Here is a 24,908-nt window from a genome sequence, read left to right as displayed (position 1 = left end):
CGGCGGTCCGTGACAGAAGGAGCGGCAAGTGTGAGCTGTCTCACGTGCGGAGGGCACCCTCAGGCGTCCGCCGGTTCGAAGACGAAGTTGTTCACGTACACGCCGCGCGGCGCCCAGTCGTCCTCGGCGCCGCCGATGTTGGCCGGATCCTGGTGGGCGGCGGCGTCGAACTCCTCGATGGGCCGGCGCTGATCGCCCAGCCAGAAATAGCCGCGGAAACCCAGCCCGCGCAGCAGGTCGGTGATGTCGGCGACGGCGTTGGCGTGGTGACGTTCCTCGGCCTCCACGACGATTTTCGGGCGGTTGCGGCGCAGCGTGTTGACGGCGCCGCGAAGCACGGCCAGTTCGTGGCCCTCGACGTCGATCTTCACCAGGCCGACGTTGTCCAGCTTCAGGTCGTCGAGACGTTTGACCGGGACGTCGATGGTCGCGACCGGGCCACCGACCGCGGTGTCCAGCACGTTCTGCTGGTCGATCGTGCTGCGGCCCGGGTCGGATTCCACCACCCGCATCGCCGTCATGCCGGGCTGGTCGGACAGTGCCACCGCCTCGATGCGCACCGGCGCTCCGACGGCGGTGAACATCAACGCCAGTTCGCGAGCCTGGGCGGGGCGCGGCTCGAAGGCGATCACCGAGCGCGACGTGGGCAGCATCGCGATCGAAAACTCACCGACGTCGGCGCCGATGTCCAGCGACACCCGGTCGGGGTCGCAGAGCGAGGCCACCAGCACCACATCCGGACGCGACTCCCCGAGTCGTTGCAGGATCTTGAATTTGCGCTTCCAGAACATATGTGGCGCGACGGTCTTCGCCGCGGGCGCGAGCAACCTTTTGGCCGATCGTGCGACAGACATCTGCCCGACCCTAGCCGAAATCCTGGAATCGGCCGCTCCCGCCCAGGACGATCGTGCAGGTCAGCTGGTTTTCAGCAGGGGGAGCAGACCGCTCGCATGCTAGTCTCTGGTAACCAGAATTCCATCCGTGACCTGCGCCGGTCCGGGGTAATCGGCCACTTCGATGCGCATCGGTGGGCATCGGAAGACGGGCAAAACGGCGGCCGCCAATACGGTCCGCCGACCGGGCCGGTCACCCATAATTGACGCAGTCGTTGAACACGTGCACAACATCGGAGGTCTCGTTGCCGCGCAGCTTGGACCTCGTCGTCACCTCCGTAGCTACTCAGCTCATGGAAGCGACCGCGTCCACCGCGACGCAGGTGAGTGAACGGGTCCTCGCACAGCTGGTGGAGCAGTTCGACGTGGACGCCAGTTTCCTGCGGCACCACGACCACGACATCCGCGCCTCGGTCCTGGTGGCCGAATGGCCCCCGCGCACCAACATCCCGGACCCCGACCCACAGGCTGTCGTGCACTTCACCAGTGCCGACCCGGTGCTCGCCCAGTGCGAGCACGGCCGCAAGCCGGTGGTGATCCGCCCCGATCAGAACAACCGGTCGCTGCGCTGGGTGGGCGGCGCCAAGCAGACGGCATCGCCGTCGGTGGCGGCCGCGCCGCTGGTGTCCGGGGAGATGACCACCGGCGTGCTGGGCTTCGTCAAATTCGGCGCGCGTAAGTGGAAACAGGAAGAGATCAACACCCTCGAGGCGGTCGCTGCGTTGTTCGCGCAGCTGCAGGCCCGGATCGCCGCCGAGGAGAAGCTGCGGTACCTGGCCGAGCACGATGACCTGACCGGGTTGTACAACCGCCGGGCCCTGGTTGCGCACCTGTCCGACCGGCTGGCGGCCGGCAACCCCGGCCCCGTCGCGGTGCTCTACATGGACCTCGACCGGCTCAAATCCATCAACGACTACCTGGGGCACACCGCGGGCGACTGGTTCATCCGCGTCTTCGCCCAACGGCTGCGGGTGTGTGCCGGCAGCCAGAGCATGATCGCCCGGCTGGGCGGCGACGAGTTCGTCGTCATCCCGGACCAGACGATGTCGAGCGCGGCCGCCGAGTCGTTCGCGCGTCGCCTGGGCACGATGCTGCGCGAGCGACTGGCCATCGGTGGCCACCAGATCACCCGGACGGTGAGCATCGGGCTGGCCGTCGGAATGCCCGGCCGCGACAACAGCACCGACCTGTTGCGCCGCGCCGACGAAGCGGTGCTGACGGCCAAGCGTGCCGGGGGTAATCAGGTGGCGCTGTCCACCGACGACATGTCCCTGAAGAGCGCGTTCCGCAACGACATCGAGTTGCACCTGCAGGGTGACATCGACAGCGAGGCGCTGCTGCTGCACTACCTGCCGGAGGTCGACCTGTGGACCGGCGCCATCGTGGCCGCCGAGGCGCTGGTGCGGTGGCGGCACCCGATCTGGGGCCTGCTGCTCCCGGATTCGTTCATCGGGGTCGCCGAGTCGACCAACCTCGCCGGCGAGCTCGGGCGCTGGGTGATGCGCAGTGCCTGCGCCGAGTTCAGTCGGTGGCGGTCCAACGGCGTGGGGCAGAGCGCGGTCCTGCGCATCAACGTCTCGCCCGTGCAACTGATCACCCGCGGCTTAGTCCGCAGCGTGGCCGACACGATCGAGGAGTTCGGGATCGACGGCGGCTCGGTCTGCCTGGAGATCACCGAGCGCGCGGTGGTGCACGACATCGAAGCCACCCGCAAGACGCTGTCCGAGCTCAAAGAGGTCGGGGTGCAGATCGCCATCGACGACTTCGGCACCGGTTACGCCGTGTTGTCGCACCTGAAGTCCCTTCCGGTCGACATGCTCAAAATCGACACCGGGTTCGTTCGCGACCTCGGTACCAACGCCGGTGACCTGGCGATCGTCCGCGCGATCATCGGCCTGGCCGAGGCGTTCGGCCTGCAATTGGTCGCCGAGGGCGTCGAGACTCCGGCCGCCGCACTGACTTTGATGCAACATGGTTGTCACCGGGCGCAGGGATTTTTGTTGTCCCGCCCCGTTCCGGGCAACGCCATGGAGGCGTTGCTGGCCGCTCGCTGGATGCCGATGCCGTTCCTCGCCGACCGTGAGGCGCTGACGCTCGGCGCAATCTAGCTCACGCAGAGATTGGTTCGAACCATTAGGAAAATCACACTTGTCGCTGTCGCGTGCGTGACTGTCCTCGTTGCCGGTGCGGCACTGATGATCGGCGCCTGCAGCCGCCAGCACACCGACCCGGGCCCGCTGGCGGCGATGGTGAGCCCCGCCATTCCACCTGCCGCCCAGGAGATTTCCAATCCGCTGCGCGGGCAGTACGAGGATCTGCTGGAGCCGCTCTTTCCGCAGGGCGAACCGGCCCAGCAGCGCTACCCGGCCTGGCCGGCGTCCTACGACGCCAGCCTGCGGGTCACCTGGCGGCAGTTGCAGCCCACCGACCCGGCCACGCTGCCCCCGGACGCCCCCGATGACCGCAAGTTCGACTTCAGCGTCATCGACGACGCGCTGAACAAGCTGGCCGAGCGCCGGATGCGGCTGACGCTGCGGGTGCAGTCGTACAACTCGTGCTGCAATGCCAGCTATCCGAACAACACCAACATCGAGATCCCCGACTGGGAACGCGCCAAGCCCGGCACCAGCACCAGCTATCCCGCCGCCGGAAACGGGCCCGTCCAGGTGGTGCCGAACTTCAACGACCCCACCTATCTCGGTGACTTCGGGCAGCTGCTGGCGGCGCTGGGGCGCCGCTATGACAACGACGAGCGGCTCAGTGTGTTCGAGTTCTCCGGATACGGCGATTTCAGCGAGAACCACGTGGCCTATCTGCGTGATTCGCTGAACGCACCCGGTCCGAGTCCCGACCAGAGCGAGGCGGCGCTGGGCTATTACAGCCAGTTCCGCGACCAGAACATCACCAAGGCGTCCATCCAGCAGTTGGTCACCGCCAACGTCAGCGCCTTTCCGCACACCCAGCTGGTGGCCACTCCCAACAATCCCGAGATCATGCGCGAACTGCTGGCCGATGACGTCACCAAGAAGCTGGCCGCCCCGGTCGGCATTCGTTCGGACTGTCTGGGCGTCTACGCGCCCCTGCCCGTCTGGGCCGAGTCCGGACACTATGTCCAGACCTCCGACCCGTTGGTCGGCGCGCTGAAGGATCGCCTCGGCAAGGCGCCCGTGATCACCGAATGGTGCCAGCTGCCCGACGGCACCACACCACAGTCCTATTACGACAAGGGCCTGCACGACGTGATCCGCTACCACGTCTCGATGACGTCGAGCGTCAACTTTCCGGACCAGGATGCGACCTCGCCGATGGATCCCAAGCTGTACGTGCTGTGGGCACAGGCCAACGCCGTCGCCGGCTACCGCTACTCGGTGGAAGCCCGGGCCGGATCGCAGTCGCTGCAGGACCAGGTGGCGTCCATCTCGGTCACTTGGACCAACTACGGCGCCGCGGCGGCCACCGAGAGGTGGGTAGCGGGCTACCGCCTGGTCGACTTCGCCGGGCAGACGGTGCGAACGCTGCCTGCCACCGTCGACCTGAAAGGTCTGGTGCCCGACTCGTCCGGGGACCGCAGCATCGACCAGCCGCCGCCGGCGTCGGCGACCGAGAGCGTCCACATCGACCTCAAAGGCCTGGCGCCCGGGCACTACACGGTGCGCGCCGCGGTCGAGTGGCAGCAGCACAAGCCGAACGGCACACACGCGGTGAACTACCCGCCCATGCAACTGGCGCGCGACGGCCGTGACGACTCCGGTTTCTACCCGGTCGCCACGCTCGACGTGCCGCGTGACGTGCTGGCGGGCTCCCCGAAGACGTGAGCCCGAGCGCCTGCCCATACCGGTAGACTGTTGTCAGGTTGTTTACCGTACTAAAAGTAGGTAAATTACTCATGGGGGGACAAACGGTGTCCTCTGCACGCTGAGTCGGCCGCACGGTCGAAGGGCGCCCTGGAAGCGCCCAGTGAGGCCCCGGAGAGGCATGAGATGGATTTCCGAACGTTCGTCCGGACCCTGCTGCTGCACTGGAAGCTCTTTCTGGGCGCCGTACTGGCCTGCCTGGCCGGCGCGGCGGCGATCACGGCGTTTCAGACCAAGAGCTACGAATCGTCGGCGACGGTGCTGATCTCGTTCTCCGGTGAGACCGACCTCATGCAGGTCTACCAGGGCACTCAGGCCGCCCAGGAGCGGCTGTCGTCGTATGCGGCGATAGCTGGCGGCCACGCCGTGGCCGAGAAGGCAGTCACCCAGTTCCACCTCCCGGTCAGCGCCGACCAGCTGGCCAACCAGACCAAAGTGGCGTTCACTCCCAAGACCACGCTGTTCACCATCACGGTCACCGACACCGACCCGCAGCGCGCGGCAACCCTGGCCAAAGGGGTGGCCGACGAGTTCACGATCATGGTCGGCTCGCTCGGCGCCACCCCGAAAGCGCCGGCGGCACCCACGACCACACCCACCACCACGCCGTCTGTCGCAGCGGCTCCGGTGTCGGATGGAGAGCAACCGACCAGCCAGCCCAGCGAGACGCCGGTGGCGACGTCCACGCCGACCGACCCGGCGGCTCAGGCACCCTCTTCCGGTACCCAGCCGCCGGTCGCCAGGGCGACGGTCGTAGAGCAACCCGGTGTACCCGACAAGCCCGTCAAGCCGGTCCCGGTGCGCAACATGGCGATGGGCCTGGTGGCGGGGCTGTTGCTGGGCACCGGTGTGGCGCTGACGCGTGAGGCCGCCGACCGCACGGTTCGTGACCGCGCCAAACTGGAAACTCTGTCGGGCCTGCCCACCCTGGCCGAGTTGCCCGGGCACCGGGGCAGTGCTCCGCGATTCGGTACCGACATCTCCTTCGACGACGCGGTGCGCGGTCTGCGCGCCCGGCTGCTGCGGGCCATGGGTCCGGGAGCCAACCGGGTGTTGTTGACGGCGCCATTCGGCGGCGAGGGCACGACGACGACCGCGATCAACCTGTCCCGGGCCTTCGCCGAATTGGGTGAGGACGTGCTGCTGATCGAGGGTGACACCCGCCGGCCGGTGATCGCCGGGTTGCTGAAAGTCGAGTCGGGTGAGGGCTTGTCCAATGCCCTTTCCAATCCCGAGATCGCCACCGAGGCCACCAAACCGACCTCGATTCCCAAGCTGTTCGTCCTGGCGGCGCGTTCGATCCGCAAGGAGACCCTGCCCACCAGCGCCTACGTGCCGGAGGTGCTGGACAAGGTGTTGCGGGACGTGGCAAAGACTTTCGAGCGCACCGTCGTCGACGGGCCGCCGGTGCTGGCCAGTGCCGACTCCGGTCTGCTCGGTGGGGCGGTGGACGCCACGGTGCTGGTGCTGCGGGCCGGGCGGACCACGGAGGACGAACTCGCCGACGCGTTGACCGCGTTGCGTGCCGCCGGTGCCAATGTGGTGGGCACGGTGCTGACCGATGCCCGGATCGCCCGGCACACCAGGGCGTCGACGAAAACGTACCGCGCCAAGATCAGCGGACCGGCATGATCCGCTACCTGCGGAGTCGCCACCGTCTGGTGATGGCCGCAGTTGTGTTGGCGCTCTTCCTGTTCGGGTGCTTCGTTTACGGTGCGCTGTCGGTTCGTAACACCACCCAGGGCATCCTGCTGGTCGGCCTGACGTTCTTTCTGATCGTGTACTGGGCCAAACCGGAACTGATGATCGGGCTGGCGCTGTTCCTGGGATGTGCGGCATTGCCGCAGGGGCTGCATGTGGGCAAAGTGATTGGCCCCGTGTCCATTTACGCGTCACACGTGGTGCTGGTGCTGGCCATCTGTTTCGTGCTGCCCGTGGTGCGGTTGCGCATGTCCGACTACCTGCTTCCGGGCATGTTCGGGCTCTTCGTCATCTACTCTGCGGCAGTTGGCTTTTCGATGGGCCACAGCACCGCGATCGTGGTCCGCGAGACGACGTTCCTGCTGGAGATGCTGGCCGGCTTCGTGCTCGCGCTGGTGGTGGTGTACGGCGACTACGTCATGTTGTCGGTGCACGCCATCGCCTTCACGCTGTGGTTCTCGGCGGGAATGGCCGTCCTGGGTTCTTCCGGTGGCATCCGGCTGGCCGGCCGTACCGAGAGCCTGCAGATGGACACCGGCGACGACGCCAACCGGATCATCACCTCCGCGCTGATACCGGCCATCGCCGTGCTGACCGCGTTGGTCGCCGCGCAGATCCTGGGCCGGGTGAAGCCCGCCACCTACCTGCTACTTGGTCCGCCCGCGCTGGTGGTTGCGGTGCTGGCATTCACCCGCAACACCCTGATCTCCATCGGCGTCGCCGCTGTGGTCGCGTTTTTCGCCAGCATGGGCTGGTCGGCGGTGCGACGGGCGGCGCGGCTGGCGATCACCGCGGCCGGGATTCTGGCGGTGACCATCCCGCTGGCACTGTTCCTGCTCGGGGACTCGTCGGCGGGGGTGTGGCTGGCCAATCAGATCACCGGATTCAGTCACCGCGTGCTCGGCAGATCATCCGGCGCCGCGCTCACCCAGGATCCTTCGACGCTGGCGCGATTCGAGGAAGACCGGCATCTCAACGAAGCGATCGCCCAGGCACCGCTGTTCGGGCACGGGCTGGGCTATGCCTACCAATTGCCGTTCGGTGGTGACGATCCCACCGAATTCACCCAGTCACTCGGCACCACCTACGCGCACAACTTCTACCTCTGGTGGTTGGCCAAAGCCGGCGCGGTCGGGATGGCGGGTTTCGCGGTCTTCGCGTTGACGCCCCTAGTGCGGGCGCTGCGCAGCGCGTCGGTGCCGGCCAAGATCAGCGCGGCGGTGAGCACCGGTCTGATGGTGATGTGCATCATCGACCCGCTGCCGGAGGAACCGACGAACGCGATGACCCTCGGCATCACGCTCGGCGGCGCGCTGGCGTTCGCCATGGCCGGACGTCGCGGCGACGAGAGTGCAGCTGTGGCAGAGGTTTCGGACGAAGTGCTGACGCCCGCCGGGGCGGTGCGATGATGCGGGTTCTGGTGGTGGGCCCAGCGCCCGCGCAGGCGGCCAGCCGTGGCGGCATGGCGACCGTGATCACGCTGATGGCTGCCCATCCGGCGGCGCGCATCATCACGGTTCCGACGTATATCGAAGGGCCGCTGTGGTTTCGGCTCTGGATCGGTGGTTCGGGCATGCTGCGGGCCGCCTGGCTGGTCGCGCGCCGGCGGGTCGACGTGTTGCACGTGCACCTAGCGCACGGCGGCAGCGTGGTGCGCAAGGCGCTGCCGCTGGCCGTCGCCCGGTGGACGCGTGTTCCGACCGTTGTGCACGCCCACAGCTATGACTTCGCCGGCTGGTTCGACGGATTGCGACCGGCCGTGCAGGGATTGGTCAGGCGCGTGCTGGTCGCCGATCGATGGTTGGTGCTCGGGACGCGTCACGTCGGGGAGTACGCCAGTCGACTGCGGCTGCCCGCCGAGCGGATCGCCGTGCTGAACAACGCGGTCGCGATCCCGGAGACGGCGGTCGAACAATCGGATGCGCCGTCGGTGCACGCCGTTTCGCTGGGCCGGCTCGGAGTGCGCAAGGGCAGCTACGACCTGATCAGCGCCGTCGGGGCGCTGGGCGACGACGCGCGTAGCCGACTGCGGGTGACGTTGGCCGGTGACGGGGAAGTGGACGAGGTGCGTGCTGCGGTGGCCGCAGCCGGGCTGGGCGACACTATTCATGTTGCGGGCTGGCTGGATCCGGGCGCGCGTGATGAATTATTGTGCACCGCACAGATTTTCGTGCTGCCGAGCTATGACGAGGGTCTGCCCATGGCATTGCTGGAAGCGATGGCGTACGGCCTGGCGCCGGTCACGACGTTGGTGGGCAGCATCTCCGAGGCGATTACCGACCGGGTGAACGGGCTGGTGGTGGCGCCCGGCCGTCCCGAGCAGATCGCCGACGCGCTGCATGAACTACTCAAAGACGCTGATCTGCGGGCAGATCTGGGCACCGCTGCGCGCAGCCGCGCTTGCGACTTCGGCCTGGACCGTTGGTATGAGCAATTGACGCGGCTGTGGACCGATCTCGACGGAAAGGCGGTTCGACGATGAAAGGTGCTCTGCTGCAGAGCGAAGCGGCCAACTGGGCGGCCAGGTATGTGACGGTTCGCAACGTAGGACGGCTGCTGGGCCGCAACGCGATGACGGCCGCGACCGAGGCGCTGTGGCGCCGGCGACTCACCCAGGACCTGGCCATGACGGTGGCCGATCACTTCGCTCCCAGCGGCGCCACCGTCGTCGACGTCGGCGCCAGCTGGGGCCTGTTCACCTACCACCTGGCCCGCCGCGTCGGAAAGTCCGGACAGCTCTACAGCTTTGAACCGCATCCCGACAATGCTCCGATGCTGCGCAAGCTCGGCCGGACACGACCCAACGTCCACTTCAGCCAGGCCGCGGTGTCCGATGAGACCGGCACGGCGCAACTGCTGGTGCCCGAACACCGCCACCGGCAGGTGACGGCGCAGGGGAGTCTGGCGCACGGGTTCGACGGGCAGGGAGTGGACGTTCGCAAGATCGAGGTGCCCCTGGTGCGACTCGACGACGTGCTCGAAGGTGTCGACGTCGATTTCGTGAAGATCGACGTCGAAGGGCACGAGATGTCCGTGCTGCGCGGCGGTGCCGAGACGTTCCGACGTTGTGGCCCTGCGATTTTGATCGAGATCGAGCAGCGCCATCTTTCGGTGCCGATCGGCGATGTGTTCGGTCAGATCGAGGGCCTGGGCTATCGACTGTTTTATGTCACCGAGTCGGCGCTGCGCCCTGTCGCTGAGTTCGAGGTGCAGCGCGACCAGATGGACTTCCTGTCGGGCTCGGGGTCTGGGGAGTTTCATCCCTTTGCGATGCCGCCGGGTTACGTGCACGACTTCGTAGCGGTCCGGTCACCGGAGCTGGTGGCGGGGTTCTGCGGCTGACGTTGTCGTCCGGTGGTTGTCAGTGCCCCGCAATAGAATTCGAGTGTGAATTGCAGCACGCGGGACGACTGGGCCGAGGCGCTGGGCGCGCTTGGCGAGTCGGTGTCGCGGCTGCTGGACCTCACCGCGGATGGGTTGACCAGCCCCGAGTTGATCACGACGTTGGGCGAGCTGGAAGTGCAGTGCCGACGCATCCCGGTGGCGAGCAACGTGCTGATCAATCAGCTTGCCGCACAGGCCACTGCGGCCGAGTTGGGCGGTACGCTGGGCCAGGCGCTGGCCGATCGACTGCGGATCGTCAAAAACGACGCCGACCGGCGCATCGCCGATGCCGCCGAACTCGGCCCACGCCGCGCCCTGACCGGCGAACCCTTACCGCCGCTGCTGCCGGCCACCGCCGCCGCCCAACGCCGCGGCCTCGTCGGGGCCGGGCATGTCAAGCAGATCCGCACGTTCTTCAAGAAATTGCCGAACACTGTCGATGCCGCTGATCGGGACCAGGCCGAAGCCGACCTCGCCGGCAAAGCCGCCGCCGGATACCGGCCCGACGAATTAGCCGACTACGCCAAGCTTCTGCACAACTACCTGGTGCCCGACGGTGACTTCGCCGACGAGCAACGCGCCCGATCACGCGGCATCACCCTCGGTGCCCAACAACCCGACGGCATGTCGCAGATCCGCGGGCTGATCACCCCCGAACTGCGCGCCACCCTGGAACCCGTCGTCGCCAAACTCGGCGCCCCCGGCATGTGCAACCCCGACGACGAACACCCCGTCACCGACGGCAAAGCGCCCGCCGACGCGGTCGACCGCGACACCCGCACCCACGCCCAACGCACCCACGACGCCCTGAACACCGGACTGCGCACGCTGCTGGAATCCACAACCTTGGGCCGACACCACGGGCTACCCACCACCATCGTCGTCACCACCACCCTGGCCGAACTCGAAGCCGGCGCCGGACGAGCCCTGACCGCCGGAGGCACCCTGCTACCCATGTCCGACGTCCTCCGGCTGGCCTCGCCAGCCCATCACTACTTGGCGATCTTCGACAAAGACAAGACCCTGGCCCTCTACCACGGCAAACGCCTGGCCTCCCCCGAACAACGCCTGACCCTGCTGGCCAGAGACCGCGGCTGCACCCGCCCCGGCTGCACCGTGCCCGGCTACTGGACCCAGGTCCACCACCTCGAAGGCTGGATCAACACCCGCCGCACCCACATCGACGAACTAGCACTCGCCTGCCCACCAGACAACCGCCTCGTCGAACTCCACAAATACACCACCCGCCGCAACATCCACGGCATCGCCGAATGGATCCCACCCAAACACCTAGACTTCGGGCGGCCGCGCGTCAATTGTCTGCATCACCCGGGCAAGCATCTGGGGGCCGGGAATGACGGCGAGGGTGGATAGATGCTGCTGATCACATCCATCAGCCGCGCCGCCGCGTGGTCGGCGGAGAACCTTTGCGCGTAGTGGCGCGCCGCTGCGTCGCCGAGGCGGGCCGCCGCGCCTGGGTCGGCCAGCTCGTCGAAAGTGGCTGCCAGCCCACCGGAATCGTCCACTCCGACGGCGCGGCATTCCGGCGGCTGGTATTCGGGCAGGCCGCCGCGGTCGGACACGATCGGCATCACGCCGAGCTGCATCGACAGGACCTGCACTCCGCTCTGCGAGGCGCGCCGGTAATGCGCCACCGAACCTTTCGCCGCGGCGAGTGTGCCGATCACGTCGGCGTAGCGGTAGCGCCCTGACCGCCATTCAGTATGCGCCGGGAGCCGCGCAGCGTCGATCGACCCGTCGCCGATCAGCACCAGTTTGTCGCCGCGCCAACCGTTTCCGTCGACGTGCTGCTGCCACGCACGCAGTACCACGTCCAGGTTCTTGTAGGGATTCAGGCGGCCGATCATCACGAAATCGCGGCGATTCCCGGGGCCGACCGGTTCGGAGACCACGGCCGGGTCCAGGTCGCTCGTCAGCGGCAGCACGTGCACCGGCGTGCCGGCCACGTCGCGGCGCATGGTGATCCGCGCCGCGACGTAGTCGCTATAGGCGACGGTGGCCGCCGAGCGTGCACCCCAGCGGTCGAATACCGCGAGTTCATAGGACGGCCGCTGTTCGGCGGCGTCGTGCGGACGGTCGTCGTGGATCAACTGAATTCGCGGGACCCGGCCGGCCAGTGCGATCCATCGCGGGTCGCGGACCAACTCGGTGACCACCACGTCCGGACGGTACCGGCGGATGCGTTGCCGCGCGCTGAAGGTCGGCCGCCACGTCGCCGCGGTGCGGAACCGCGGATCGAGCACGAGTTCGTAGTCACGGGGGGCATCGGATTCCGGGTGCTGGTCGGAGGTCACCAGCAGCACGTCAGCACCGTGGCGGCGCAATGCCTCCGCCTGAACTCGCGCCAACGGGCGCAACCACGGCGAAAGCCAGAGAATCCGGGGGCTTTTCACGACCGGCCCTGAGTCACCGACGTGCCGTGGTCCACCCACCACCGGCCGTCGAGCTGCGGGTAGCTGCGCTGTACCTCATCGTAGAGATAGGGCAGCGTCAACAAGACCCGGTCGGGATCGGCGGCGATGAGCTGATCGGGGGAGATGATCTCGATGTCGGTCCCCGGGATCCGGCGCCCATGCTTGTCGGGTGAGGCGTCGGCGATTCCCTTGATCAGCCGCCGATCGATGTTCGCCACGCTGAACAATCCGGGTACGCGTGATCCGGCGCAGTAGGCATACACCGAAAGCCGTTGGTCAGCCTGCGCTTCCAGCCACTGGCGCAGCTGCGTGACGTGAGTGTCGACCGCCTGCTGCATCCGCCGCAGAACGTAGGGCTTCGTCACCCCGAACTGCCCTTCGTGCTTCAGGATCTCTTCGGCGCGCTGGTCTCGTTCCACCCGGCCGTGTACCGCCGCGACCAGATATGTGCCGCCGAGCAGATCGAATTCCCACACGGTGGCCACGCTCATCCCCACCGCGCCGAGCAGATTCGTCAGCGCGGTCAGCGAGTGGTAGCCGAAGTGGCTGTGACGCAGCAGATTCCACTGTCCCTGGCCGACCATCGCCATCAGCGAGGGGATTTGTATCAGCAGCACTCCGTCCGGCGCGGTCGCCTTCGCGCGGAGCTCGAAGGCGGCTTGCTGGTCGGCGTCGTGCATGAGGCCGAAGGTATCGAGCACCACGTCGGCGATCTCGGCCTCGCGATAACCGCATTCGGTGAACAGCGGCAACCACGTTCCACCGTGCGGGCTGCCGAACTCCCGAACCGTGTTCCCGCGCAGCCAGCCGCCTTCTTCGGCCCGGCGCACCGCGTCCGCGGCCTGGTCACGCATCGCCTGTGGCTCGACGCTCTGCTGCTCCTCGGTGAGGTCGAGAGGAGCCAGCGGGTCGTAGCCGCCGAGCTGGGCAAGGCCGCAGCAGCCGCACAGCTCCATGGTCAGCGCGTGCATCGTCTCCCGGGGGGTGAGCGGTTCGCCGGCCAGCGGAAAGTGTTCGGCCGCAGGCGCTCTGCCCAGGTCGAGGACCTGGGTCAGCTCAGCGTCGCCGCAGCCCCGGCAGTGGCTCACCCGACGGCGGCACCCTGCGATTTCACGTTCGTCGCCAGGTGCAGGTTCGGGAGGGGGTAGACGATCTGGCCACCCCACTCGGTGACGTAGCTGAGTTGTTCGGTGAGTTCGTTTTCCAGGTTCCAGGGCAGCACGAGAACCACGTCCGGACGGTCCTTGGCGATCATGTCCGGGTCGTGGATCGGGATCCGGGTGCCCGGGGTGAAGTGCCCGTGCTTGTAGGGGTTTCGGTCGACGGTGTATTCCAGCAGATCGGTGCGGATTCCGCAGTAGTTGAGCAACGTGTTGCCCTTGCCCGGCGCCCCGTAGCCGACTACACGCTTGCCCTCGGCGCGGCACTGCAGCAGGAAGCGCAGCAGGTCGTGGCGAATCTCTTCGGTGCGGTGCCGCAGTTGGAGGTAACCCTCGGGACGGTGCAGGCCCGCGGCCTCTTCGATCCGCAGGATCTTGTTCACCCGGTCGGTGGGAGGTCCGGCGACCTCGATCGGCCGGGCCCACACCCGGATCGACCCGCCGTGGGTGGGCAGCAGTTCGACATCGACGACGGCAAGGCCGGCGCTGGCGAGCGCGTTCTGGGCCGAGAACACGGTGTAGTACTGGAAGTGTTCGTGGTAAATCGTGTCGAACTGGCCGAGGCAGACCAGATTCAGCGCATGGTGCACCTCGATGCTCAGCCATCCGTCGTCGGCGAGCAACCCGCGCAGCGACTGGGTGAAGCCCCGCAGGTCCGGTATGTGCGCGTAGACGTTGTTGGCCACCACCAGGTTCGCCGACCCGTGCTGGGCGCGGACGCGGCGCGCCAGTGCCGGGTTGAGGAACTCGGACACGGTGGGCACGCCCCGTTTGGTGGCTGCGGCGCCGACGTTGATCGAGGGTTCGATGCCCAGGCAGGGTATGCCCCGGGCGACCGCGTGCTGCAGCAGATATCCGTCGTTACTGGCGACTTCGACCATGAACGAGTCGGGTCCCAGCCCGAGGCGTTTGGCCGCCTGATTGACGAAGGTTTCGGCGTGCTGGACCCAGCTGTCGGAATACGAGGAGTAGTAGGCGTATTCGGTGAAGGTTTCCTCGGGTGTGATCAGCGCGGGAATCTGCAGCAACAGGCAGTCTTCGCACAGCCGCAGGTGCAGCGGGTAGGTGGGCTCCGGCAGGTCGAGTTCCTCAGGGGAGAGGATCTTTTCGCAGGGCGGAGTCGCACCCAGGTCCAGGACACTGAGCATGCGGTGCGAGTCGCAGAGGCGGCACTTCATGTACATCTCGATTCGTTAGGTCTGATGAATGTTGGACGGGTCAGGCAGTCGGCTCACATCACCGCGCCGATCGCATCGAGGTAGGCGTCGGTCATCGCCTCCACGGTGTAATGCGTTTGCAAACGTTCGAATCCGCGCCAGCCGACCTCAGGCAGTGACTCGGAATCGTTGAGGATCTCGCCCAGCTGGTCTCGCCACGCGGTCACCGAGACCGGCTCGACGACGAAGCCGGCTTTGCCGAAGTCCAGCATTTCCGGAACCGCGCAGATGCCGGAGGCGGCCACCGGAACCCCGCGCGCCATGGCCTCGAGAATCGCCATGGGGAAGGCCTCCGAGCGACTCGGGACACACAGCAGGTCGGCGTCGGACAGCGCCGGGCCCGGCCCGGGGGACCAGCCGCGCCACTGGACGCGGTCGCGCAACGACTCCGGCGTGCGGGCTTCGAGCGCCTCCCGGTCCGGGCCGTCACCGAAGATCGAGAGCCGCCAGGGCAGGTCCGTCAGGCCACCGAGTGCCTCGATCAGCAGGTGAGGGTTCTTGTGCTCCATGATGCGCGACAGCATCACCAGGTGCGGCGGCTCCCCGGCTGCGCGAACCCGCTCGGCGGGCTCGCCGGAGACCGCCACGCCGTTGGGGGCCACGAAGTGGCGGCCCTTGATCTTGTGGTACGGCGTGAGCATGTCCCAATGGCGTTGAGCGAGAACGATGAAACCGTCGGCTCGATTCATCGCGGCGGTCAGCGGCCGGGAATAGATCGGCCGGTCCGACTCCGGCGGCACGTGCGGGGCGACCAGCCAGCGGCGGCTCGAGGCGGCTCTCCCGGCGGCCTTCCAGAGCGTTGCAAAGCCGGTCTCGGTGTTGGTGTCGCCAGTGATCAACACCGACGGGCCGTCGGGCAGATCGACCATCGGCGCCCACCAGGGTTGGCGCACCACCCGCACACTGTGCGGAATCTCCTTGAGCAGCGGCCCGAACCGCTGCATACAGACGACGGTGACCGGATAGCCGCGGCGATCCAATTCGCTTGCCAACATTGCTTTTTGACGCTCCGCACCGCCGTACACCAGGCGGTTGGTGGTGATCACGATCGAGGGCTTGTCGGTCCGGCGGGCCGAAATCGCGCGCTTGCGGGCGCCCCGCTTGGACCGCTGAACCCGGTCCAGCACGGAGGTGGCGGCCAGGAATACGTCGGCATGATGAACACTGTCCTGACGCTCCAGCAGCAGAGCGATGTTGGAGCGCAACAGATCCCGGTTGCGGAAGCGTTCCACCGTGGAGACTTCCGCGCCGTGCGTGAAGACGGATTCGCGAGCGACTGTGCCGGCCGCCGGGTTGCCGTGCTCGGCGTTCAGCTCGTCGGCCAGCAGGATGCGCCAGCCCGCGGCGCTGGCCCGCTCCTGCCAGTCGGTCTCCTCGCCGTAGAGGAAGAACTCTTCGTCGAAGCCGCCGATCTCGTTCCACGCGTCGCGGTTGATCGCCAGGCAGATGCCGGCCATGTAGCCGTCGATGCTTTCGGATTCGGCCGGCTGCTCGCGGTAGAGGTGGGAGAACCGGGTGCCGCGCAGCCGGTCGGAATAACCGGCGGCCGCCACGACCGACCGGGTCAGCGTGCGGTGCTTGGTCGCGATGTCCCACAACCGCGGGCCGGGCGCGCCGGGGTCCTGAATCAGCGGCGACACGGCGGCGACACCGGGTTGGCGGAACAGTTCAAGCGTCCGGGTCAGCGGTCCGGTCAGCCGGGTGTCGGCGTTCAGCAGCAGGAAATCCGTGTCGTCGGGCGTGTGCCGCGCCAGTGCGTTGAAGGCCGCCCCGAAGCCGAGATTCACCGGACCGAGCACCCAGTGCACGTCCGGATGGCGCGCGGCCAGCTCCTCACGCCCGGGGTACTCGTCACCGCTGTTCTCGTAGACGTAGACGGGCAGCTGCGGCGCGTATTCGGCGACGCTGGCCAGGCACTGTTCCAACAGGTCGTGGCTCTTGTAGGTCACGATCAGCACCGACAGGGGCCGTTCGGTTCTCATGCGGTCACCTTCTTCTGGAAGAGCGAGGTCAGTGTGGACCAGTTGACGGGACCGGCCACCACGTTGACGGCCAGGTAGGTGGCCGCGGCGGCGGCGAGCGCGAACACCACGTTCTGGTTCGAAAGGAGCAGCGCCACAGCGGCGCTGGCCGAGGTCGGGATCAGCAGCCGGATCAGGAAGCTCATCGGCGTGCGGTAACCGCAGTGGCTGCCCAGCCGCCAGCTGGCGAACGTCAATCCGATCAGCTCGGTGCACACCAGCGAGACGCCGGCACCGACCGCGCCGAACCGGCCGTCCAGGCACAGGTTGAGCGCCACGTTGACCGCCAGCGCGCCGACGGACAGCCGGAAGAAGAATTTCTGTTCGTGGCAGGCGAACAGCCCCTGCCCCAGGGTGCCCGTGACGAACCGCAACGAGGCGGCGATGAGCAGCAGCGCGAGAGTCGGCGCCCCGCGGGTCACGAACTCGGCGTCGCCGAACAGCTTGATCAGCGGACCGGCCAGCAAGGTGCCGACCACGGCCACCGGGAAGGCCAGGAAGCTCATCAATTCCACGCTGCGGCGCAGAAAAGCGTTGTATGCGTTGATGTCGCGCGCATACAGACCGGTAGCCGTCGACAGCGTGGACTTCTGGAAGAAGATGGACAACGCCTCGGTATTGAAGGCGATGGTGTACGCCAGCCCGTAGACGCCCACCTCGGCATGGCTGTTGAGCAGGGACAGGATCACCCCGTCGGCACGCCAGTACAGGATGCCGACGAGCGCGACGCCCATCAGCGGCAGGCTCTCGCGCAGCAGATCGAGGGACTCGCGCGTGGAGAACACCGGGCGCAGCGACACGTGCCGCGCCGCCGCGGAGCCTTGAATTGCCAGCTGCACCAGTGGAGGTATCAGCTGGGCGACCGCGAACCAGATGATGTTGGCCTGCGTCGCGACCAGCCAGCTGACCATCGCCAGCGTTCCGATCCGGCCCGCGACATCCGAGACGGCGACCGCGGAGAACCGCACCATGGACAGGAAGACGGGCTCGAACCGCGTCCGCACCGTCAGCAGCAGCAACTGCCCGGACAACACCACCAGCATCACCCGCACGTCGGCGTCGCGATAGATCAACCACCCGGTGACACCCGCCGTCACCGCCAGCGGGACGCAATACATCAGGGACAGACCACTGTTCACGCGGACCAGGCGCTCCAGCGCGCCGCGACCCGCCGTGACCCGGCGCACGATGACCGTGTTGATGCCGAGGTCGGTTGCGGCGGTCCACATTCCGATGAAGGCGACCGCCACCATCAGTTGTCCGTAGCGGCCGGGTCCCAGATAGCGGGCGGTCATCGACACCGAAACCACCGATGCCAGCATCCCCAGCACCCGGCAGACGAGCTGGATCGAGAACGCGTGCGCGATTCGTGACGGCGGCACATCCGGTGCCGCGGTCGGCTCGTCCGGTGCCGCCGCCGGCTCTTCCGGTGCCGCCGCCGGCTCCTGCGCCGTCGGCTCGATCACGCTGCCGCCCTTCATGTCTAGTACGCTCCGTCGCTGGCCAGAACGGCTTTGAGGGTTCGGGCGATGATCACCAGGTCGCCTGCCATCGACCAGTTGTCGACGTAGGACAGGTCGAGCCGGACCGAGTCCTCCCAGGACAGATCGGATCGCCCGCTCACCTGCCACAGCCCGGTGACGCCGGGCTTCACCAGCAGCCGGCGCTTGACCTCACCGTCGTAGTTCTCTACTTCGCGCCGCAGCGGGGGCCGCGGGCCGACCACGCTCATGTCCTGCTTGAGCACGTTGATGAATTGCGGTAGCTCGTCGATGCTGTAGCGGCGCAACACCTTTCCAACGGGTGTCACGCGCGGGTCCTGGTGGATCTTGAACAGCATCCCGCCGGCGCCCTGATTCAGCGGCAACAACCGGTCGATTTGCTTGTCCGCGCCATCGACCATGGTGCGGAACTTCAGCATGGTGAACGGCTGGCCGTCCAGGCCGATGCGTTCGGCGCGATAGAAGACGGGACCCTTGCTGGTCAACTTGATCGTGACGGCCGCAACGACCAGCAGTGGTGCGGTCACCAGCAACGCCGCCAGCGCGAAACAGAAGTCGAAGGCGCGCTTCTGCAGGCGCTGGGTGCCCTCGTACTGTGGCTTGTCGACGTGCAACAGCGGGTAACCGGCGATGGGCCGCATGGTCAGCCGCGCGCCCGCCACATCCATGACGCCGGGTGACACCACCAGGTCGACGTCCATTGTCTCCAGCCGCCACATCAGGTCGCGGATGCCGTGGACGCCGAAGTGCTCGGTGCGGGTCACCGCGACGGTGTCGGCCCCGCACATGCCGATCGCGGCCACCGCGCGGGTTTCGTCACCAAGGATCGGGATCTCGCGGCCCTGTACCTTCAGCGTCTCGTCGCGCTGCGGCCCGTAGCCCGGGATGCACACGCCGACAACGACATAACCCTCCCGGGGATTACGGATCAGCTCGTGGGCGAGGTGGGTGACGCCGGAGCGGTCACCGATCGCCAGCACCATGGTCTGGTACTGACCGCGGGCGCGCATGCGCCACACGTACTTACGCCACAGGTTGCGGCTGGCGAGCAGGCCCAGCGTGCCGACCGGGAGCGCGACCGCCAGGTAGCCGCGGGCCAGATCGATCTTGGCCAGCAATGTGACCATCGCGATGATCCCGAAGACCGAGAATGACGCGCTGGCCAGCCGCCGGTACTCGTCGATGCCGGCGCCGATGATGCGGGGCGACCGGGTGTGGAACACCGAGATCGAGGTCAGCCACAGCAGTGCGAACAGGCAGGAGAACAGTGTCATCACCGGGCCGGGATAGCCCGACATGTTCGGTGAGTCGCCGAACCGGACGAACTGCGCGAGCATGATTGCCGCGCAGACGATGACCGTGTCGGTGATCCGCAAGCGTGCCGAATACTGTTGCTGCCAGCGGGGAACGGTGCTGACGCCCGAACCCTGCGCCGGCACGGCGACAAGGCGGGAACGGCTGACCCTCGCGTGCAGGGTGGCCGTCATGCTGGCCGATCTCTCGGTCATGCGGACACCGCTTCCGTTGTAGCGCTCGGGGTTTGGTCGTACTCACGGGCGGGTGTGCCGACGTAATGGACACCCGGGTAGCAGATGAGCTGCGCCCGCGCGGCGCGCAGCAGCGCGATCGGTCCCTGCAGCAGGTAGCGCCGCGCGAGGCGGCGTGGCTCGCGGGTCAATCGGTACAGCCACTCGAGCCCCGAGCGCTGCATCCAGCGCGGCGCCCGGCTTGTCATTCCGGCCAGGAAGTCGATGGCGCCGCCGGAGGGCAGGAAAACCCGTGCGCCCGTGGCATGTCCGTAATGGTCCACCCACCGCTCCTGGCGCGGTTTACCCAGGCTGACGACCAGCAGGTCGGTACGAGCCGCCCGAATCGCGGAACACAAAGCCTCCGAACGCGATTCGATGTCTTCGAGGTCGGGTGCCCACATGCCGGAGACCAGCAGGCGAGGGTACTGAGCCTGCAGGTGCCCGGCCAGCAGGTGGTGAGTCTCCCGGCTGCCGCCGAAGAACCCGACCCGGTGGCCGTTCGCTTCGGCCAGCGCCAGGATGGACGGCAGCAGGTCGGCGCCGGTGACGCGGGGCCACGGCCGGGCGGTCAGCAACTTGCCCCGCCAGGCGATCGGCATGCCGTCAGCCAGTAACAGCCATTCCACCAATCCGTTGGGGGCGGTGTCCGCAACGCGGAAGTGGTGCAGATGGTCCAGATTCACCGATCCCACCGCCAAGCCGCGACCCGATTGCGACCGCAGGCGCGAGTCGACGATCGACAGCACCTCGTGGATGTCGCAGCGTTCGACGATGCTGCCGCTGACGACCATTCGCACCGGCGCCTGGGGGAGAGTGTTCTCGGGCATGGTCGAACTACCCTGCGGCCGGACTCAGCACGGCCTTCTCCACCACGAATCCCTCGGCGTAGCGGGCGCGGCTCTGCACGCCGCGCACCCGCATCAAACCGAGGAAAGTCTCGCCGTCGAACCAGTCCCGTCCTGCCTGCGACGGGTAGCACTCCGCGAGAAGCCGTGCCTTCTGCGCCGCGACTTCAGCCGAAATGGGCACGTAGAGAGTGGGATTCGGCAGGTCGGACTCCCACTTGAGGATCTCGTAGCCCAGCACCAGATGGGCCCGGAACTCGGTCGGGATCAGCTCGGCCAGCAGACGGTGATCCTGGTGGTAGTCCTCGCGCTGAGGGCCCAGCACCAGGTCGGGCTCGCAACTGCGCCGGAACGCGGCGAGGTGCCGTTTGACCGCACCCCAGTGCTCGGGCAGGTGCCCGTCGGGCAGGTCGGCCACGGTCAAGCGCACGTCGGCCTGCGGGAAGAAGGCCGAAAAGGCGCTCTTCTCCTCGATCTCGCGCTCGGTGCCGGCGCCGGTCAAGACGAGTGCGTGGATGACGAGGCCGGGATTGCTGCGCTCGAGCTGCATCAGGGTGGCTCCGGCGCCGATGATGATGTCGTCGCAGTGAGCGCCGACCACCGCGACCGAGCCGATGCCCGCCCCGGAGAAAGTCAGCGGGATCATGCCGGCGCTTCCGCCAAAGCCGAGGGTGCCTCCCAGACCGCCCACGGGCGGACACCGCGGTTGTAGTCGGCGTCGAGTTCGGCGCGCTCCTTGAAGGTGTCTGCCGGCTTCCAGAAGCCGTCGTGCTGGTAGCCCAGCAACCGCCCGGTGCCGGCAAGCTCCATGCACGCGTCGCCGACGAGGTCCCCGTTCTCGGGGATGAGGTCGATGACGTCCTGGCGGAGCACGAAGTAGCCGCCGTTCACCCAGATCGGGAACTTGGCGATGGGCGCGATCTCCTTGATGTCGCCCTGAGTGCTGACGTCGACGCAATGGAACGACGACTGCGGCGGCACGACAAGCATCGACGCGGCCGCACCGGCGGCGTGGAAACGATCGATCATCGTGTCCAGCGGCGCGTCGGTCAGGACGTCGGCGTAGTTAGCGAGGAAGTACTCGTCGTCACCGAGGTATTTGCGAACGCGGCGCAGCCGCTCGCCGATCGGCGACTCCAGGCCGGTGTCGACGAAGGTGATCGTCCAGTTCGACATGTCGGAGTCGAGCAGCTCGACCTTTCCGCCCCGCATGACGAAATCGTTGGACTCGGTCTCGCGGTAGTTGACGAAGAAGTCCTTCACCATGGACTGGCCGTAGCCGAGGCACAGGATGAACTCGGTGTGACCGTAGTGCGCGTAGTAGCGCATCACGTGCCACAACAGCGGTCGGGGCCCGACCATCTGAAGTGGCTTCGGGATGAGGTCACCGGCGGCGCTGCGCATCCGCATGCCGTAACCGCCACAGAACAGTACGACCTTCATTTGCCTGCCCCCCGCTGCAAACCGCTCACTGCTGTTCTCCTTCGACCGGTCATCGAACTTTCAAACCCAACTACTTACAAACTCCATTATTACATACTATTTGAACGAATAGACGCTTAAATTATGACTACAAGTACCCCAACTCAGAACTTCTTGAACTTGTAACTTGTTATGGCGCGTTTTCGAGGATTGCTGGTTCGAGAGCCACCACACGTGCCGTACCAGCGTCAGAGGAGAGCTCCGTACCCGGCGGAGGGCGGCTGGGCCATCACCGTGGGGACCAGTCCGTACCTGGGTCCGGCTGCGGGACCCTGGCTCGCCGCCGCTCGTGGCACCCCGCCCAACAGGCTCGGGGGCACATTGCCGACCGCGCCCGGGGTGGCCCCCGGCAGGGCCGAACTGACGCCGGCGAGGTGTGCCGTGGGGATGACGCTGGTCCAGGCCGGGGGAACCGACAGCGATCCCAGGCTGGCGGCCTGGCCCATGGCTCCCAGTGCAGCACCGCCGGCTGCCTCCGCGCCGATGGTGGCCGCACCGGCGGCGGCCTCGGCAGCCTCCGCCGCCGCCTCGCCCACCTGGGTGGCGGCGGCTGCCATGCCCTGCATGGTCTGGGCGATGCCCAATACGCTGCTGATCGCGAACAGCGGCATCACGGCGATGTTCAGCAGGTTGGCGATGTCACCGGTGGAGGTGGTGCTGATCGGTACGCCCGCGGCGGCCGTGGCCAGCGATGCCGGCATCGCCATGCCTTGCAACGCGGACGGGACCGCGCTCACCAGCGAGGCCAGCGTCGCTTGAGTCGCCGCGGCCTCGCCGGTCGCCGCCGATACCGCAGTGGCCTGCGCTGCGGCTCCGGCAGGGTCGGTGACCTGCGGTGGCGCCTCGAACGGCGTCAGCGTCGACGCGGATGCCGAACTGGCCGCATAGCCATACATGGCGGCCGCGTCCTGCGCCCACATCTCGCTGTAGTGGGCCTCGGTGGCGGCGATCGCGGGCGAGTTCTGGCCGAAGAAATTGGTCGCCACCAGCGCCGCCAGCAGCGTCCGGTTCGCAGCGATCACCGCCGGCGGGACCGTCATCGCGTACGCCGCTTCGTAAGCACTCACCGCGGCACGGGCCTGGGCAGCAGCCTGCTCGGCCTGGGCGGACGTCGCGCCCATCCACACCGCATAGGGCTGGGCCGCAGCCGCCGAGGCGATCGCTGCCGGGCCGAGCCAGGGGCCGCTCGTCAGGCCCGCGATCACCGATGAGTAGGACGATGCCGCCGTCGCCAGCTCGGTGGCCAGCTGATCCCAGGCGACGGAGGCCGCCAGCAGCGGCTCCGGACCTGCGCCGGTGTACATCCGCGCCGAGTTGATCTCCGGTGGCAGTGCGCCGAAGTCCATGTGTCCAGCCCCCGATCGTCAGCGTGCCGCAGCGGCGTTGGCCGCCTCGGTGGCGGCGTAGGAACTTGAACTGGTGCTCAGCGCCTCGACGAACATCTCGTGAATCGCGGCTGCCTGTGCGCTCACCGCCTGGTAGAGCTGGCCGTGTGCGGCGAACTGCACTGCGGTGAGCGCGGACACCTCGTCGGCGGCGGCGGGCACGATGGCCGTGGTCGGAACGGCCGCGGCCGTGCTCGCCGTGCCCACGGCGCTGCCCACGCCCTGCAGCGTGCTGGCCGAGGCCGCCAGTGCTTCTGGCTGCGTGGTGACGAACGACATGCGCCTCTCCTAACGCGAAACGGTTGACGATGCAGCGGCGTGAGGGAGGCAGTCATTGCAAAGAGTCCAAACTCGTAGTTCAGACCCGTTTTCCTGCCCCCCGCAGACCAACAGATCAGGCTTATACCCATTCTACATACTTTTAGAACGTAGTGCAGCCTCAGAACCGACCTTAGGTATTGCCAGCGCGTCGATGCAGTCATGTCGGCGTGTAACCATGCAGGTCTTTGCGAACTTGATAACCTCACAGGTGGCAGCCAAAGTGCCGCCTGAGACACACGCCGGTGGGCGGCTCACCATCCGATGGTCTGGCCACCAGGTCGAGGAAGGCATCGCGATGATGAAGGTGATCGCTCCGCTCAACGCTGCTGGCCGATATTCAGCACGCCCGGAAGTGTCCTGCGGCTAGATGTCGACTGAATCGGCCGACGGACGAGCTGACAGCACCCGGCAACAGATTCTGCGGGCGGCCGCACACCAGTTCGCCCGCCGCGCGTATCACGACGTGGGGCTGGACGACATTCTCGCCGAAGCCGAGCTCACCAAGGGCGCGATGTACTTTCACTTCCGCTCCAAACACGCGCTCGCGGTGGCCATCATCGAACAACACACGTCAGGGGGCCGCGCGGCCGTCGAGGACCTGCTGTCCCGGCAGCTCTCCGGCCTGGAAACCCTGATCGATATCTCCTACCTGATCGCGGTGCAGGACATCTCGAAGGATGTGGCCAGGGCCGCTTTGCACCTCATCGAGTCGGTGGGCCGCACCGAAGGGTTGCAGTCCGCGCTGCTCGGAGGCTGGGTCGACGCCCTGGCCAGCGTCGCCGAACGCGCGATCCGGGAGGGGGATATCGCCCAGCGGTGGGAGCCGCGCGACGTCGGCCGCCTGATCGTGTCGATGTATCTGGGGCTGCGCCAAACCAGCGACCTGGACGACCCACGGGGATTTCTGCTCGACCTGGAAAGAAACTGGGTTCTGATCCTGGCCGCAGTCCTGCAGCCCGACCGGGCCGACTACTTCGGCCAATTCCTCCGGCGGCGGACCGCGCTGGCGGTGAAGGCCGCCCCGGCCCAGGTGAGCGCTACATGAGCCGGCACCGGCGGCGATCTGGCACGCGTGATCGGAAACCCTGCGCCGGCGGCTGTTAGGCTTATCCGGCTGACCAGCAAGAACAAGACGCCGAGGTCCGGAGCTGAACCGGATTGACATCACTGGGGAGGCAT

At 67.2% G+C, this 24,908-nt stretch carries 20 protein-coding genes; 8 read left to right on the top strand and 12 right to left on the bottom strand.

What is annotated here, in order from left to right; translation table 11 throughout:
* Nucleotides 1–59: 59 nt before the first annotated feature.
* The gene (locus tag QXK92_RS24240; protein WP_306245800.1) at nt 60–854 is read right to left on the bottom strand and encodes an FkbM family methyltransferase; all 795 of its coding nucleotides are present in this window, start codon (nt 852–854) and stop codon (nt 60–62) included.
* Nucleotides 855–1,138: 284 nt separating this feature from the next.
* On the opposite strand from QXK92_RS24240, the gene QXK92_RS24235 reads away from it, so the two are divergent.
* From QXK92_RS24235 to QXK92_RS24205, 7 genes are all read left to right on the top strand, one after another.
* Entirely contained in the window at nt 1,139–3,001 is a 1,863-nt protein-coding gene (locus tag QXK92_RS24235; RefSeq protein ID WP_306245797.1) for a bifunctional diguanylate cyclase/phosphodiesterase, read from the top strand.
* 87 nt (nt 3,002–3,088) lie between these two features.
* Nucleotides 3,089–4,708 carry a hypothetical protein gene (locus QXK92_RS24230; RefSeq protein WP_371934312.1) on the top strand — a complete coding sequence of 540 codons (1,620 nt, stop codon included), beginning with the start codon at nt 3,089–3,091 and terminating at the stop codon, nt 4,706–4,708.
* Nucleotides 4,709–4,873: 165 nt separating this feature from the next.
* Nucleotides 4,874–6,379, top strand: a complete 1,506-nt coding sequence (locus QXK92_RS24225) for a polysaccharide biosynthesis tyrosine autokinase (protein ID WP_306245793.1) — start codon at nt 4,874–4,876, stop codon at nt 6,377–6,379.
* A gap of 32 nt (nt 6,380–6,411) precedes the next feature.
* Nucleotides 6,412–7,857, top strand: coding sequence for an O-antigen ligase (locus tag QXK92_RS24220; RefSeq protein WP_306245790.1), 1,446 nt, complete (start codon nt 6,412–6,414; stop codon nt 7,855–7,857).
* A complete protein-coding gene (locus QXK92_RS24215) occupies nt 7,857–8,930 on the top strand; it encodes a glycosyltransferase family 4 protein (RefSeq protein ID WP_306245788.1) in 1,074 nt (357 codons plus the stop codon). The genes QXK92_RS24220 and QXK92_RS24215 overlap by 1 nt, the downstream gene beginning before the upstream one ends.
* The gene (locus tag QXK92_RS24210) at nt 8,927–9,790 is read left to right on the top strand and encodes an FkbM family methyltransferase (RefSeq protein WP_306245786.1); all 864 of its coding nucleotides are present in this window, start codon (nt 8,927–8,929) and stop codon (nt 9,788–9,790) included. The genes QXK92_RS24215 and QXK92_RS24210 overlap by 4 nt, the downstream gene beginning before the upstream one ends.
* Before the next feature lie 45 nt (nt 9,791–9,835).
* Nucleotides 9,836–11,206: an HNH endonuclease signature motif containing protein gene (locus tag QXK92_RS24205; RefSeq protein WP_306245785.1), complete on the top strand. Its 1,371-nt coding sequence runs from the start codon at nt 9,836–9,838 to the stop codon at nt 11,204–11,206.
* Here the strand turns inward: QXK92_RS24205 and QXK92_RS24200 are convergent.
* From QXK92_RS24200 to QXK92_RS24150, 11 genes are all read right to left on the bottom strand, one after another.
* The gene (locus QXK92_RS24200) at nt 11,158–12,231 is read right to left on the bottom strand and encodes a glycosyltransferase family 4 protein (RefSeq protein ID WP_306246473.1); all 1,074 of its coding nucleotides are present in this window, start codon (nt 12,229–12,231) and stop codon (nt 11,158–11,160) included. The genes QXK92_RS24205 and QXK92_RS24200 overlap by 49 nt on opposite strands.
* Before the next feature lie 11 nt (nt 12,232–12,242).
* Complete coding sequence (locus tag QXK92_RS24195; protein WP_306245784.1) at nt 12,243–13,355, bottom strand: transferase; 1,113 nt, start codon at nt 13,353–13,355, stop codon at nt 12,243–12,245.
* The gene (locus QXK92_RS24190; protein WP_306245783.1) at nt 13,352–14,605 is read right to left on the bottom strand and encodes a class I SAM-dependent methyltransferase; all 1,254 of its coding nucleotides are present in this window, start codon (nt 14,603–14,605) and stop codon (nt 13,352–13,354) included. The genes QXK92_RS24195 and QXK92_RS24190 overlap by 4 nt, the downstream gene beginning before the upstream one ends.
* Nucleotides 14,606–14,658: 53 nt before the next feature.
* Nucleotides 14,659–16,626 carry a glycosyltransferase gene (locus tag QXK92_RS24185; protein WP_306245782.1) on the bottom strand — a complete coding sequence of 656 codons (1,968 nt, stop codon included), beginning with the start codon at nt 16,624–16,626 and terminating at the stop codon, nt 14,659–14,661.
* Entirely contained in the window at nt 16,623–18,146 is a 1,524-nt protein-coding gene (locus tag QXK92_RS24180) for a flippase (protein ID WP_306245781.1), read from the bottom strand. The genes QXK92_RS24185 and QXK92_RS24180 overlap by 4 nt, the downstream gene beginning before the upstream one ends.
* 2 nt (nt 18,147–18,148) lie before the next feature.
* Nucleotides 18,149–19,654 (bottom strand): sugar transferase, encoded by a 1,506-nt coding sequence (locus QXK92_RS24175; RefSeq protein WP_371934311.1) that lies wholly within the window; start codon nt 19,652–19,654, stop codon nt 18,149–18,151.
* Nucleotides 19,655–19,671: 17 nt separating this feature from the next.
* Entirely contained in the window at nt 19,672–20,523 is an 852-nt protein-coding gene (locus QXK92_RS24170; RefSeq protein WP_306245779.1) for a WecB/TagA/CpsF family glycosyltransferase, read from the bottom strand.
* 7 nt (nt 20,524–20,530) lie between these two features.
* Nucleotides 20,531–21,187, bottom strand: a complete 657-nt coding sequence (locus QXK92_RS24165) for a PIG-L deacetylase family protein (RefSeq protein ID WP_306246470.1) — start codon at nt 21,185–21,187, stop codon at nt 20,531–20,533.
* Entirely contained in the window at nt 21,184–21,984 is an 801-nt protein-coding gene (locus QXK92_RS24160) for a glucose-1-phosphate cytidylyltransferase (protein ID WP_306245778.1), read from the bottom strand. Before QXK92_RS24160 ends, QXK92_RS24165 begins: the two co-directional genes overlap by 4 nt.
* 227 nt (nt 21,985–22,211) lie before the next feature.
* On the bottom strand, nt 22,212–23,369 hold the full coding sequence (locus tag QXK92_RS24155) for a PPE family protein (RefSeq protein ID WP_306245777.1): 1,158 nt from the start codon (nt 23,367–23,369) through the stop codon (nt 22,212–22,214).
* 18 nt (nt 23,370–23,387) lie between these two features.
* The gene (locus QXK92_RS24150; RefSeq protein ID WP_306245776.1) at nt 23,388–23,687 is read right to left on the bottom strand and encodes a PE family protein; all 300 of its coding nucleotides are present in this window, start codon (nt 23,685–23,687) and stop codon (nt 23,388–23,390) included.
* A 409-nt stretch (nt 23,688–24,096) separates the two neighbouring features.
* Between QXK92_RS24150 and QXK92_RS24145 the strand changes: the two genes are divergently transcribed.
* On the top strand, nt 24,097–24,774 hold the full coding sequence (locus tag QXK92_RS24145) for a TetR/AcrR family transcriptional regulator (RefSeq protein WP_306245775.1): 678 nt from the start codon (nt 24,097–24,099) through the stop codon (nt 24,772–24,774).
* Nucleotides 24,775–24,908 lie beyond the last annotated feature (134 nt).

Source organism: Mycobacterium sp. TY815, assembly GCF_030755135.1.
Classification (GTDB): Bacteria; Actinomycetota; Actinomycetes; order Mycobacteriales; family Mycobacteriaceae; genus Mycobacterium.
This window is presented reverse-complemented; position numbering and strand designations above follow the sequence as displayed.